Origin of the sequence: Citrobacter sp. C348, from assembly GCF_047467975.1 — a bacterium.
Classification (GTDB): Bacteria; Pseudomonadota; Gammaproteobacteria; order Enterobacterales; family Enterobacteriaceae; genus Citrobacter; species Citrobacter gillenii.
In genome coordinates this window covers 290,519-303,715 of record NZ_JASJUJ010000005.1, presented here as the reverse complement: position 1 = coordinate 303,715, position 13,197 = coordinate 290,519, and the positions used below count along the sequence as shown (strand labels likewise).

At 50.8% G+C, this 13,197-nt stretch carries 12 protein-coding genes; 7 read left to right on the top strand and 5 right to left on the bottom strand.

Annotation, left to right across the window (positions count from 1 at the left end):
* Positions 1-39 precede the first annotated feature (39 nt).
* Positions 40-930, bottom strand: a complete 891-nt coding sequence (locus tag QNN86_RS12510) for a nickel/cobalt efflux protein RcnA (protein WP_279277727.1) — start codon at positions 928-930, stop codon at positions 40-42.
* Between the two features lie 119 nt (positions 931-1,049).
* On the opposite strand from QNN86_RS12510, the gene rcnR reads away from it, so the two are divergent.
* Positions 1,050-1,322 carry a Ni(II)/Co(II)-binding transcriptional repressor RcnR gene (gene rcnR / locus QNN86_RS12505; RefSeq protein ID WP_016154292.1) on the top strand — a complete coding sequence of 91 codons (273 nt, stop codon included), beginning with the start codon at positions 1,050-1,052 and terminating at the stop codon, positions 1,320-1,322.
* A gap of 52 nt (positions 1,323-1,374) precedes the next feature.
* On the opposite strand, the gene QNN86_RS12500 is transcribed toward rcnR, so the two are convergent.
* Together QNN86_RS12500 and QNN86_RS12495 are read right to left on the bottom strand one after the other, a co-directional pair.
* Complete coding sequence (locus QNN86_RS12500; RefSeq protein WP_414211192.1) at positions 1,375-2,604, bottom strand: amino acid permease; 1,230 nt, start codon at positions 2,602-2,604, stop codon at positions 1,375-1,377.
* A 142-nt stretch (positions 2,605-2,746) separates the two neighbouring features.
* Positions 2,747-3,202, bottom strand: coding sequence for a multidrug/biocide efflux PACE transporter (locus QNN86_RS12495; protein WP_115257555.1), 456 nt, complete (start codon positions 3,200-3,202; stop codon positions 2,747-2,749).
* 101 nt (positions 3,203-3,303) lie between these two features.
* On the opposite strand from QNN86_RS12495, the gene QNN86_RS12490 reads away from it, so the two are divergent.
* The 3 genes from QNN86_RS12490 (at position 3,304) to QNN86_RS12480 (ending at position 6,628) form a co-directional block, all read left to right on the top strand.
* Positions 3,304-4,188: a LysR family transcriptional regulator gene (locus QNN86_RS12490; protein WP_117343813.1), complete on the top strand. Its 885-nt coding sequence runs from the start codon at positions 3,304-3,306 to the stop codon at positions 4,186-4,188.
* Between the two features lie 103 nt (positions 4,189-4,291).
* Positions 4,292-5,470, top strand: coding sequence for an acetyl-CoA C-acetyltransferase (locus QNN86_RS12485; protein WP_096755827.1), 1,179 nt, complete (start codon positions 4,292-4,294; stop codon positions 5,468-5,470).
* Between the two features lie 474 nt (positions 5,471-5,944).
* Positions 5,945-6,628 (top strand): oligogalacturonate-specific porin KdgM family protein, encoded by a 684-nt coding sequence (locus tag QNN86_RS12480; RefSeq protein ID WP_096755828.1) that lies wholly within the window; start codon positions 5,945-5,947, stop codon positions 6,626-6,628.
* Between the two features lie 167 nt (positions 6,629-6,795).
* Here QNN86_RS12480 and QNN86_RS12475 read toward each other — a convergent pair whose 3' ends face one another.
* The gene (locus QNN86_RS12475; RefSeq protein ID WP_096755829.1) at positions 6,796-7,971 is read right to left on the bottom strand and encodes an oligogalacturonate lyase family protein; all 1,176 of its coding nucleotides are present in this window, start codon (positions 7,969-7,971) and stop codon (positions 6,796-6,798) included.
* A 459-nt stretch (positions 7,972-8,430) separates the two neighbouring features.
* Between QNN86_RS12475 and kduI the strand changes: the two genes are divergently transcribed.
* From kduI to QNN86_RS12460, 3 genes are all read left to right on the top strand, one after another.
* The gene (gene kduI, locus QNN86_RS12470; RefSeq protein ID WP_096755830.1) at positions 8,431-9,267 is read left to right on the top strand and encodes a 5-dehydro-4-deoxy-D-glucuronate isomerase; all 837 of its coding nucleotides are present in this window, start codon (positions 8,431-8,433) and stop codon (positions 9,265-9,267) included.
* A gap of 57 nt (positions 9,268-9,324) precedes the next feature.
* Positions 9,325-10,086: a 2-dehydro-3-deoxy-D-gluconate 5-dehydrogenase KduD gene (gene kduD, locus QNN86_RS12465; protein ID WP_096755831.1), complete on the top strand. Its 762-nt coding sequence runs from the start codon at positions 9,325-9,327 to the stop codon at positions 10,084-10,086.
* Positions 10,087-10,400: 314 nt separating this feature from the next.
* Complete coding sequence (locus tag QNN86_RS12460; RefSeq protein WP_115257557.1) at positions 10,401-11,819, top strand: sugar porter family MFS transporter; 1,419 nt, start codon at positions 10,401-10,403, stop codon at positions 11,817-11,819.
* Between the two features lie 86 nt (positions 11,820-11,905).
* On the opposite strand, the gene QNN86_RS12455 is transcribed toward QNN86_RS12460, so the two are convergent.
* Positions 11,906-13,192: an ABC transporter substrate-binding protein gene (locus QNN86_RS12455; protein ID WP_414211190.1), complete on the bottom strand. Its 1,287-nt coding sequence runs from the start codon at positions 13,190-13,192 to the stop codon at positions 11,906-11,908.
* Between the last annotated feature and the right edge of the window lie 5 nt (positions 13,193-13,197).

The following is a 13,197-nucleotide window of genomic DNA, read 5'->3' as shown; positions in this document are numbered from 1 at the left end:
CGCAGCGGCAAAGGTCGCTGCGCGCTATTGTGACTCGTGTTACCCCACGATCCCCATATAACCGTGAATGCCCATATATACGCCGACCATAGCAATCAACACACTGGAAAAATAGGGGGCTTTGCGCGCCAGCGTGTTAAACCCGCTCCAGCGTTTGGCTGCCTGCTGCACGCTGATGGCCGCGCCTACACCCACCGTAACCAGCGTTATTGCCAGACCGACGCTAAAGCACAACACCATGGTGGCCCCCAGCGTAAAAGCTTTGAGCTGGATGCAAATCAGCAATACGGTGATGGCGGCAGGGCACGGGATCAGCCCGCCGGTCAGGCCAAACAACAAAATTTGCCCGTTGGTAACCTCTTTACCCGCAAAGCGGCGCTGGATATCCGTGGCATGCGCCCGTTCGTGGGCATCCTGATACTCTTTTGAACCTTCAGCAAAGCCTGCCAGCGCGGCATGATCGTGTTCGTGGTGATGATCATGATGATGATGAGCGTCGTGGTGAGCATGATGATGGTGGTCATGGTCATGGTGGTGATCATGGTGATGATCGTGCCCGTGGTCGTGATGCGCGTCGGCCAGCCAGTTCTGCTCCCCGCGCCATGTGCGCCAGAACATCCACAATGCGGTACTCAGAATAATAATCGCCGAGACAAACTGTAACCAGGGTTCGACCGCCTGGGCGGTAAAGGCTTTGCTGATATACATCCCACCCAGCGCAATCAACCACACCACGGCGGTGTGCGACAGCGTCGCCGCCAGTCCCAGCATGATCGCCTGTTTGATGGTGCCTTTAATGGCGATGATAAAGGCCGCCATCATGGTCTTGGAATGCCCCGGCTCCAGGCCGTGCAGCACGCCCAATAAAATCGCACTGGGAATAAAGAACCAGGCGTTGCCCTGCTGAAGAAGCGTCGAAAATTCACCCATGAGAATGATTCTTAGTTGGTTTGTTTCGTCAGATTCTACTCCCCCCCAGTACCGAATACTACCCCCCAGTAGATCGGCACGGTATAGTACGTCATGATTTATGCAACGGGGACAGGACGATGTCACATACGATCCGCGACAAACAAAAGCTCAAAGCCCGCGCGAGTAAGATTCAGGGGCAGGTAGCTGCGCTGAAAACTATGCTTGATGAACCGCATGAATGCGCCGCCGTTTTACAGCAGATTGCGGCAATTCGCGGCGCGGTAAATGGATTAATGCGTGAAGTGATTAAAGGTCATCTGACCGAGCATATCGTGCATCAGGGTGATGAAATCAAACGTGAAGAGGATCTGGACGTCGTGCTGAAGGTGCTGGACTCCTACATCAAATAATTCAGTTTAACGGCTCATCCACATAGTGGAATGAGCCGTTAAACAACACGTTCTAGCCAAAAAACATCACAGATACGCACAGCAGACCGACAATCAGGGTGATCAGATTGCCTATCGAGCGGTACGGCTTCAGGGTCGGGATCAGATAGGTAGACAATGTCGGCATGATGAACAAAATCATGGCGATCAGCGGCCCGCTAATCGCGTAAATCATTGAAATTGCATTTGGATTAATGCAGCAAATGATAAACGTGATGGTGGAGACCAGCATAATAGACAGGGCGCGGTTAAAGGCCTGGCTTTTCTTCACACCGACCTGGTGCAGAGACGTTTTGACCAACTCTGTCGCCCCTTCAATCACGCCAAAGTAGGTGCCGAGGAACGATTTTGACATCGCCACTACGGCGACGATGATCCCGGAAATCGACAGCCATGCGGGCGCGTTGGGCATCATCGACAGCGCGGACAGAATGGTCACGCCCTCGTGCTTCGCATCTTCAATGTAATTTACCGGAATCGACATCAGACAGCTGAAGACGAAAAACAGCACGCTCAGGCAGATGATAACGTAGGCGACTTTCATGATTTTTTTGCATTTACCCATGGCCTGCTCGCCGTATTTCTCACGCCTGTCGATAGCAAACGTGGAGATAATCGGCGTATGGCTAAAAGCGAAAACCATCACGGGAATCGATATCCAGACCTGATGTAGCGTGTGCTGATCAAACGACATCTGGCCGGTGAGTAACGTTGGCTGCCAGCTTCCGGTCAGGTAGAGCGACAGAAACAAAAAGTAAGCGATCAGCGGGAATACCAGAAAACCCATCACCCGAATGGTGGCCTGGCGACCCATCAGAAAAATCAAATTCAACACCAGCACTACGCCGAGACTGACCAGCATACGTACGCGGAGATCGATCACGATATGTTTTGCCAGCTGTTCGGTGAGTGAGTTGGTGATCGCCACGGCGTAGATCAGCACCACCACAAAGAAGGCCACAAAATAGAGGGTGGTAATCAGGCTGCCTATCTTTTTGCCGTAATAGTGGGTGACTGCGCCAGTGATCCCTTCACCCGCTGAGGTTTTGGATGACAGAATAAACTGGCACAGCGCTTTATGTGGCCAGTAGGTTAAAGGCCAGGCGACGAGTGCGGTGATAAACAGCACCACCGCGCCAGCAGAACCCAGCTGTATGGGGAGGAAAAGGGTTCCTGCGCCGACGGCAGTCCCGTATAACGCGAAGCTCCAGAGAGTCTCTTCTTTTGACCAAATTTTCGACATTATTTGAACGTATCAACTATAAAATAAACAAAAAGAAGCGCAATTTACCACAAATGAGCGGGGCTGGGGGAGGTGTGAACACGTGGGCGGGAGAAGGGATGAATAGCCGGAATGGAGATAATTCCGACTATTCATTGGATTATCAGGCAGTAACGCGCTGCTGGCGACGTTTCATTACGCGTTCGCGTAATGTGTCATACGCCCAGTTATAAAACATGGTGTACGGCAGGAAGAACAGGAAGAAACCAATTTCCAGGGTGAATGCTTGCAGCAGGCTGACGTTCAGCACATACGCCATAATGCTCACTCCAATCACAATAAACCCACTTTCAAAACCTAACGCGTGAAATGCGCGGACCTTAGCCGTACGTTTTACCAGGTGAGTCGGCCATAAGCGGTCAAACAGGGCGTTATAAATGATATTCCAGATCATCGCCGTGGTCGCCAGAAGTATGGTCAATCCGCCCATTTCCAGCACTGAGCGCTGCATCAACCACGCGGCGGTTGGCGCGAGAACGGCGGTGGCAATACCCTCAAAACAGACGGCGTGAAAAATACGTTCCATTAACGAACGGCGTTGGACTGTATCGTGTTGCATAACCTAAAACCTTCTTTGATGCCCGGATAACGGAATAGTGGTAATTTTATCGTTTTATGTGATATCTAAAAGATAGAATCCATCGATAAAGTAGATAGTTCATGCGCTACTCTCCTGAAGCATTAACGGCATTTGTTGAGACCGTCTCCTGCGGCTCATTTTCTGCGGCGGCGCGGCGGTTACGCAAAAGTCAGTCCACCATCAGCACGGCGATAGCCAATCTGGAAGCCGATCTCGGCTTTGCGTTGTTTGACCGCTCTTCACGTCAACCCACGCTCACCGAGCAAGGCAAGCGGATTCTTGGCTATGTGCAGGCGATTCTGTCGGCCAGCGAGCGGCTGGACGAGGCGGCGATTTCGCTGTCGGGCGCAACGGAAGCACGTCTGACTTTTGTGCTTTCGGACACCCTGCATCCGGATGTGTTGGAAGATTTGATGGTGCAGTTTGACCGACTGTTTCCGCACACCGAGTTTGAATGTCTGATTGGCGAAGATGAGGACGTAATCGATCTGCTGCAAAAGGGACGTGCGCAGGTTGGTCTCCTTGAAGCGCGCGAGGATTACCCCACGGACATGGGCGTCACACGCCTGCCGATGCAAACCTTGATGGGATTGTACGTGGCGGTTTCGCACCCGCTGGCGGCGCAGGAAAAACTGCAGTGGGAGCAACTGCGTACCTGGCGCGAGCTGCGGCTAAATACCTATCTGGAAAGCGGCACTAACGTGGCGCGCGGTCCGGTGTGGTCAGCGCCTAACTATTTATTGTTGCTCAGTATGGCGGTGCAGGGATTTGGCTGGTGTGCGCTGCCTTGTGCGCTGGTGGAGGAGTTTGCTGCGGAAAAACAGCTGGTACAGCTGAAAGTGCCTGGCTGGCCAAAGGCTATTTCTATCGACCTGCTGTGGAACAAGAAATCGCCGCCTGGCGTGGCGGGAAGCTGGCTACGCGATCACTTACAACAGGGTGGCGTTTCGATGATAGATAAATGATACACATTTCCTTTGTGATAAGACTCACCATTTTTTAAACAACTAAGATAACTATTCTTAACAATCATCTACTATTGCGCTGTCATTTTGCGCTGAGGTAGTGATGAAAGAGGTTGTGATAGTGGGGGCGTTGAGGACACCGATTGGCTGTTTCCAGGGTACGCTGGCACGCCACTCTGCCGTTGAGTTAGGCAGTATGGTGGTCAGGGCGTTAATGGAACGCACCGGGGTGGATGTTCACTCTATTGATGAAGTGATCCTCGGTCAGGTCCTCACGGCGGGGGCAGGGCAAAATCCGGCACGCCAGTCTGCCATTAACGGAGGACTCCCCAACACCGTTTCCGCCATCACCATTAACGACGTTTGTGGCTCGGGCCTGAAGGCGTTGCATCTGGCGACGCAGGCTATCCAGTGCGGTGAAGCCGACATTGTGATTGCCGGTGGACAAGAGAATATGAGCCGCGCCCCGCATGTTCTGACCGACAGCCGCACCGGGGCGCAACTCGGTAATAGTCAACTGGTCGACAGCCTGGTGCACGACGGCTTGTGGGATGCTTTCAACGATTATCACATGGGCGTTACCGCGGAAAACCTGGCGCGGGAATACGGTATCAGCCGTGAATTACAGGATGCCTACGCGCTTCACTCGCAACACAAAGCGCGTATGGCGATCGATGCCGGACGGTTTAAAGATGAAATTGTGCCCGTGGTCACTCAGCGTAACGGACAATCGATAGTGGTGGATACCGACGAACAGCCGAGAACCGATGCCAGCGCAGAAGGGCTGGCGCGTCTGGATCCTACCTTTGATCGCTTGGGTTCCGTTACGGCGGGTAACGCATCATCAATAAACGATGGTGCTGCTGCCGTGATGATGATGAGCGAAGCCAAGGCCCAGGAGCTGAACTTACCCGTGCTGGCGCGCATTCGTGCCTTTGCCAGCGTCGGGGTTGATCCTGCGTTGATGGGCATTGCGCCGGTGTACGCGACGCGACGTTGCCTGGAACGAGTTGGCTGGCAATTGGCGGATGTTGATCTTATCGAAGCCAACGAAGCGTTTGCCGCGCAGGCGCTTTCTGTCGGCAAAATGCTGGAGTGGGATGAACGCCGGGTGAATGTGAACGGTGGGGCCATTGCGCTCGGTCATCCGATTGGGGCGTCCGGCTGCCGTATTCTGGTTTCACTGGTCCATGAAATGGTGAAACGCCGGGCGCATAAAGGTCTGGCAACGCTGTGCATCGGCGGCGGTCAGGGTGTGGCGTTGGCCATCGAACGTGACTGATCCGCTCTAAATTAATCCTCTCAAATACGCCTTCCTGCCGCGCTGTCCATGCAAATGTGACAGCGCTCACCTGTTATATTTTGAAATAAGTAAAATCTATTCAGAAAAACTCTGAAGCAAAATCCCTCCTCTGATTTACCCTTTTCGCTTATAACTTAATTAATAATACAAAAGTGTATAATTATCACAGGTAATATAACTTGCGTTATTAACTGCGTGTTTTGTTGTATCTCATTGTTTTTAATATAAATTGTTGTGATTAATACTTCTGCCATTCATTTTAAATAAAATGAACCGTGATCATGATCTTTGTTTTCGGGTTTTTAGATGATTTTTGTTTGATATTCATCACGCTGTTGTTGTCCATTTTTTTTGAAACAAATAATTACGATCATGATCACTAAAATAGTGGTGTTAAAAAAATAAAATGCAATTCCATAAAAAAGGAACATCATTTTAATTTGAGGGTAGCATATGTTTAAGAACACTCTGGTGCTTGCGTCTTTAATTGGTGCGTCATTTGCAGCGCAGGCTGTCACCGTTGACTTACGACATGAATATATTGATAGCGGGTCTAATGCTGATCGCGTGTCGGTGTCGCATCGTTTTGAAAATGGTTTAGGTTTTACCGTTGAAGCAAAATGGAAATCGGGTGGTGATAAAGCTGACCAGCCTTTTGCTGATGTAGTGGGTAACGGTCATGAAGACTCAATTAACTGGCGTTGGAAAGCAACCAGCAATATTGCGGTAACGCCAGGTCTGACACTTGAAAGTAATGACAGCCGCACCATCTACAAACCGAACCTGCACCTGCAGTACAGTTTTGAGAATGGTTTCTATGTAGCTACCCGCTATCGTTATGAATATACACGCTATCCTTCAAGCTCCAATAAAGAAGATGATAAGGTAAACCGTGGGGATGCGTGGGTTGGTTTTGTGCTGGGTGACTGGCGTACTGAGCTGAACTATGTTTACGCCAAAAGCACCGAAGGTGTCGCGCGTAATAATAATAAAACCTACTCCAATGAATATAACGCCAAGTTAGCCTATAAGTGGGATAAAAACTGGGCACCGTATGTTGAAGTCGGGAACGTGGGTGTGAAAACAACGGATGAGCGTCAAACTCGTTTCCGTATGGGCGTCGCCTATTCTTTCTAAATACCATCAATAGCTGGCGAAATACCCCGGAGATGTTGGCCGGGGTTTTCTGCTGCTTATTATTTATAGTATTGAGCTTTTCTATTAATAAAAAAAGCCCTCCGCGAGGAGGGCAAGGCCAGTTACAGAAACATTAAATTAAAAACAGGGCACAATCATTTCGGGGACTACAGTTGAAACAGTTCCGGCTGCTCGGGCAGTTTGGCAATGTACAACGCCGGTTTGCCATCTTTGTCTGAGCTAAAAAGTACCGCGCGATCGTCTGGTGTAAACGACGGATGCGGGTGGGTGACCTGACGGCTGTTTGCCACGGTAGCCCAGGAAGTATCGTGGCGTGCGATGCGGAAACAGCTTTTCTTCGCTACATCAAATCCATACAGATAAGGGTCGTTATCGATGGTGTAACCGCCAGTATCCTTCACGTCTACCGGTGTACCTGAACCATCGCCGACCAGCAATGTGCCATCAAAATTGCTCATTAAATGCGAGCAGGCAGGCATTAACATTACGGCTTCATTAACGCCGGTATCAGGATTGTAGCTGGAGATGGTGCGTCCTTGCTGACCTTTCAGGTACGAGACATAGACCAGCGCCGAGCCGTTCGGGACCCAAAATTCATGGGTGCAACTTTCACCCTGCGCATGATCCTTAACTTTACGCACGTTACTGCCGTCTTCATTGACCAGCCACATTCGCGCATCGACCAAATCGTGCGGACCTTCATGGCAGAAAGCGACGGTGTTATCGTCGAACGGACGATAAATCGGATGACCCAGCCAGTTTTTCTCTTCGTGAATCACCGCGCTGTCGCCGGTACGTAAATCGACGCGCAGCAGTCGGCAGTGCGGGCCTTTATGGAAGAAGTCATGGAACAGCTGCCAGCTGTTTAACGGTGTCCAGTCGCTTTTAGCAATTTCGATACCGACCAGTTTTGTACAGTCACTGTTGGCAACCCAGGTACCGTAGCCCACCCAGTCATCAGACACGCGGTACACTTCGCGTTCTGCCAACGTCTTGAGATTCACTTCCAGCAGGGTGCGGTCGTTTTTGACATAGTAGAGGGCGCTGTCGTCCGGCGATAAAAAACCGCCGAAGGTATTATCACCTGCGCCTTCGGTCAACTGAACGGCTTCGGCTTTGGCAAGATCCAGTAAATAGTAGTTCCAGTGACCGTCAAACTCACCGGCGAACAGCAGGTGACTGCCATCATTAAAGAAGCATTTCTGATAGAAATAGTTTCGATGACAGGTTACTTCCGGTGGGGTCAGTCGGGTGACTTCCACGCCTGTATCCGGATCGCGGCTGATCTCATAGTTCAGCTTGACCCGCATGCCTTTAGCCATAATGCACTCCTTTTACCGTACGCAGGATTTCAGCAATCTGCGTCAGCACCCAGATTTATGATGAATTTAAAAACCAAGTGATAATTTATCAAAACAGTGTTTCATCATGTGTGATTGATGACGCAATTTGTAACAAAAAGCATAAGAAAGCATTTCTGCGGCGAGAGGTTGTTGAATGCTTTATCTCTACCTCCATGGAGTTATCATTTCTTATTGTTTTACATCTATCTGTTTTATATGGTTTTTAAATCCAGTTGTTTTTTGTTATCTGCCGATTTTCCGTCACTAGCGTGATCGCAACTACACTTTTGATAATAAGATGCAGAAAAAGTGAAACATCGTTTTAGTTGTAATTGAAAACGCGTTCCGAGAGAGATATCATTAACGCATTAGGAAAAACGGAACGATGTTTCGCTATCCGATAACGTATTCACGGTCAATTTATCACTGGAGGTAAATGTGGACGTAAGACAAAGTATCCACAGTGCGCATGCTAAAACCCTGGACACCCAGGCGCTGCGTAACGAATTTTTGGTAGAACAGGTATTTGTCGCAGACGAATACACCATGGTTTACAGCCACATCGACCGTATTATTGTCGGCGGGATTATGCCGGTGGCCAAAACCGTTTCCGTTGGTGGTGAAGTTGGCAAACAGCTGGGCGTAACGTATTTCCTCGAACGCCGTGAGCTGGGCGTGATCAACATCGGTGGTCCGGGCACGATTACCGTCGATGGTCAATGCTATGAAATCGGTCACCGCGATGCGCTGTATGTCGGTAAAGGTGCCAAAGAAGTGGTGTTTGCCAGCCTTGATGCGGCAACTCCGGCGAAGTTTTACTACAACTGTGCACCGGCACACACCGCGTACCCAACCAAAAAAGTCACGCCAGCAGACGTTGCGCCGGTGACGCTGGGTGATGATCTCACCAGTAACCGCCGTACCATCAACAAATACTTTGTGCCGGATGTTCTGGAAACATGCCAGTTGAGCATGGGTCTGACTGAACTGGCGCCGGGTAACCTGTGGAATACCATGCCGTGCCATACCCATGAACGCCGCATGGAAGTCTATTTCTACTTCAATATGGAAGAAGACACCTGTGTATTCCACATGATGGGGCAGCCTCAGGAAACGCGCCATATTGTGATGCACAACGAGCAGGCCGTTATTTCTCCAAGCTGGTCTATCCACTCTGGCGTGGGCACTAAAGCCTATACGTTTATTTGGGGAATGGTCGGCGAAAACCAGGTCTTTGATGACATGGATCACGTTGCAGTAAAAGATCTGCGCTAGTCGCGGGCGGCCACTCAGCCTGTCGGTGATGGGCACTATAAAAAATAAGGATTAACAATGATTTTGAATGCATTCTCTCTTGAAGGTAAAGTCGCCGTTGTGACAGGTTGTGACACCGGTCTGGGCCAGGGTATGGCGCTGGGTCTGGCGGAAGCGGGCTGCGATATCGTGGGTATCAACATTGTTGAGCCGACAGAAACTATCGAACGTGTTACTGCCCTGGGCCGTCGTTTTTTAAGCCTGACCGCTGACCTGCGTCAGATTGACGGTATTCCGGCACTGCTGGAGCGCGCAGTGGCTGAATTCGGCCATATCGATATTCTGGTGAACAATGCAGGTCTTATTCGTCGTGATGATGCGATCGATTTCAGCGAAAAAGACTGGGACGACGTCATGAACCTGAACATTAAGAGCGTATTCTTTATGTCCCAGGCGGCGGCGAAGCACTTCATCGCGCAGGGCAACGGCGGGAAAATTATTAACATCGCCTCTATGCTCTCCTTCCAGGGTGGCATCCGCGTGCCGTCTTACACCGCATCAAAAAGCGGCGTGATGGGCGTAACCCGCCTGATGGCGAACGAGTGGGCAAAACACAACATCAACGTCAATGCGATTGCACCGGGCTACATGGCGACCAACAACACGCAACAGCTGCGTGCTGATGAGCAGCGTAGCGCAGAAATCCTCGATCGTATCCCGGCAGGCCGTTGGGGTCTGCCTGACGATCTGAAGGGGCCGATCGTATTCCTGGCCTCCAGCGCATCTGACTACATCAATGGTTATACCGTTGCAGTAGACGGCGGCTGGCTGGCGCGTTAATTCCCTCTCCAGTATTAAAAAACCTGCCAACGGCAGGTTTTTTTTGGTTTTAAGTTATTTTAATCCATATTATGGTTATAAATTAATCCATAAATAATTTTATATGTATGAAATGGTAATATTTAATACTCTTTAATATCAGTGCATTAAATTTTATTGAGTAATTATCTATAAATTTTAAAATTGTAATGTCCATCACATAACGGTATGGGGTAGCTATTTTATCCATAACTATGCCGTTTCCAGCCTGACGCCCCTGGCAAGGGATCCCTTATTTTCAGTTTTATGTCTTACTCTGTTTCTGGCAGGAAAAAATGGTCTCAATTAATCATGATGCTGCTTTAGCACCGCGCGCAATGCGCGACACGCGACGTATGAATCTGTTTGTCTCAGTTTCCGCTGCTGTCGCAGGATTATTATTTGGTCTGGATATTGGGGTGATCGCGGGTTCGCTGCCGTTTATCACTGAACACTTTGCGCTAAGCAGTCGTTTGCAGGAGTGGGTAGTCAGCAGCATGATGCTGGGTGCGGCAATTGGCGCACTGTTCAACGGCTGGCTCTCTTTCCGCCTCGGGCGAAAATACAGCCTGATGGTCGGGGCAATCCTCTTTGTTCTCGGATCGTTGGGATCGGCATTCGCGACAAGCGTTGAGCTTCTGATCGCCGCCCGGGTAGTACTGGGTGTAGCCGTCGGGATTGCTTCCTATACCGCGCCGCTTTATCTCTCCGAAATGGCCAGTGAAAACGTGCGCGGAAAAATGATCAGCATGTACCAGCTGATGGTCACGCTGGGCATTGTGCTGGCCTTTTTATCCGATACGGCGTTCAGCTACACCGGCAACTGGCGGGCCATGCTCGGCGTGCTGGCCCTGCCTGCGGTGGTGCTGATTGTTCTGGTGGTGTTTTTACCGAACAGCCCGCGCTGGCTGGCGCAAAAAGGGCGTCATATTGAAGCCGAAGAAGTGCTTCGTATGCTGCGAGATACCTCGGAAAAAGCCCGCGATGAACTGAATGACATCCGCGAAAGCCTGAAGCTAAAGCAGGGCGGATGGGCGCTGTTTAAGATCAACAGTAACGTGCGTCGTGCGGTTTTCCTCGGTATGTTGCTGCAGGCGATGCAGCAGTTCACCGGGATGAACATCATCATGTACTACGCGCCGCGGATTTTTAAAATGGCGGGCTTTACCACCACAGAACAGCAGATGATTGCCACACTGGTGGTTGGCTTAACCTTTATGTTTGCTACGTTTATCGCCGTCTTTACCGTCGATAAAGCCGGGCGTAAACCGGCGCTGAAAATTGGTTTTACCGTGATGGCGCTGGGAACATTGGTGCTGGGCTACTGCCTGATGCAGTTTGATAACGGCACGGCATCCCGCGGGTTATCGTGGCTGTCCGTCGGCATGACCATGATGTGTATCGCCGGCTATGCGATGAGCGCCGCACCGGTGGTGTGGATCCTGTGCTCGGAAATTCAGCCGCTGAAATGCCGTGACTTTGGTATCACTTGTTCCACCACCACCAACTGGGTGTCGAATATGATCATCGGGGCAACGTTCCTGACGCTGCTCGACAGTATTGGCGCGGCCGGTACATTCTGGCTTTATACCGCGCTGAATGTCGTATTCATTGGTATTACGTTCTGGCTTATTCCTGAAACCAAAAACGTCACCCTGGAACATATCGAACGCAAACTGATGGCGGGAGAGAAGTTGCGGAACATCGGCGTGTAATGTTAATGCCCGGTGGCGGATTTCGCTTACCGGGCCGACAGGTTCGCATTGGCCGGGTAGGGCGAAGCCGCCACCCGGCTTTTTATTTAGCGCATCGCGCGTTTCAGGATACGTTCAGCCTGACGCTGGAAGTCTGCGGCAGCTTCTTCCACGGTTTTCTGACCGTAGTCGATGTACTGCAGTGACGTACCGAACTGCGCCACGATCTGCGGGTCATCAAAGTATGGCGACACGGTGAGTTTGGTTGGCAGCGACTGCGCCAGACGTAACCCAGCGACGGACGGATCGTTTTCTTTGATGGTGCCGTTTTGCGTCAGGATTTCAACGGCTGCTTTACTCAGCGGCACGCCGCGCTCCAGACCCAGCGTTTCGACACCTTCTTTGCTGTTCAGCAGGAAGTTAATCACTTTCGCGGCGGCTTGCGGATTTTTCGTGGATTTGCCAATAGACAGCATCTGCGCAGGTTTAAAGAACAGCCCTGCGTCCGTGGCACCTTCCATCATCGGGTAGCTACCCAGATCCAGCTTCGCCGGTGGCTTCAGGTTATCTGAATACTTGTTAATGGTGGAGTTCCACATGTAGGTGCCACCCCATTCGCCCTGGATCCACGGCTTCATTTCATACATGTTGCTCTTACCAAACGACGCATAGTATTTGGTGTCTGGCATTACGTGGCTATCAACCAGCTTTTTATAGGTCTGGAAGAACTCAACCCACTGCTCTTTGGAGTAGGAGAATTTCCTGGTCTTTTCATCTACGGCTGGAATGTTGTACTTCTGGATCATGTACGAGTTCAGCAGCGCCAGCGTATCCTGATGCTCCAGTACCACCGGGTAGTACTGTTTGCCGAGCTTGCTTTCGAACGTTTTGCCCGCCGCCATCAACTCATCCCAGGTTTTCGGGTATTCAACGCCCGCTTTTTTCCAGGTTTCATCGTTAAAGTAGAACACGCGCGCGGTGACGGAAATGGGGATCCCGTTCAGCTTGCCGTTAACGGTAGTGGACTGCAGTTCTTTAGGATCGAACTGGCTTAAGTCGATCACGTCCTTCAATTTGTTCAAGTCGTAAAAACCGTCGCCATTTTTCGAGAAAATCGGCAGCCAGTTCCAGTTGGTTTGCATCACATCCGGCTCGGTACCGCCTGCAATCTGCGTGGTCAGGCGGGATAAGTGACCATCCCAGCCGGTATATTCGGCTTTGACGGTGATATCCGGGTTCAGCTTGTGAAACTCTTCTAACGCTTTCAGCGTGACCTGGTGGCGGCCATTGCCCCCCCACCAGGACATACGTAAATCAACATCCTTTGCCATAGAAGGCAGCGCGGTCAGGCCCAGAGTGGCGGAGATAGCGGCGCTTAAAAGCACTTTTTTCATTTTTA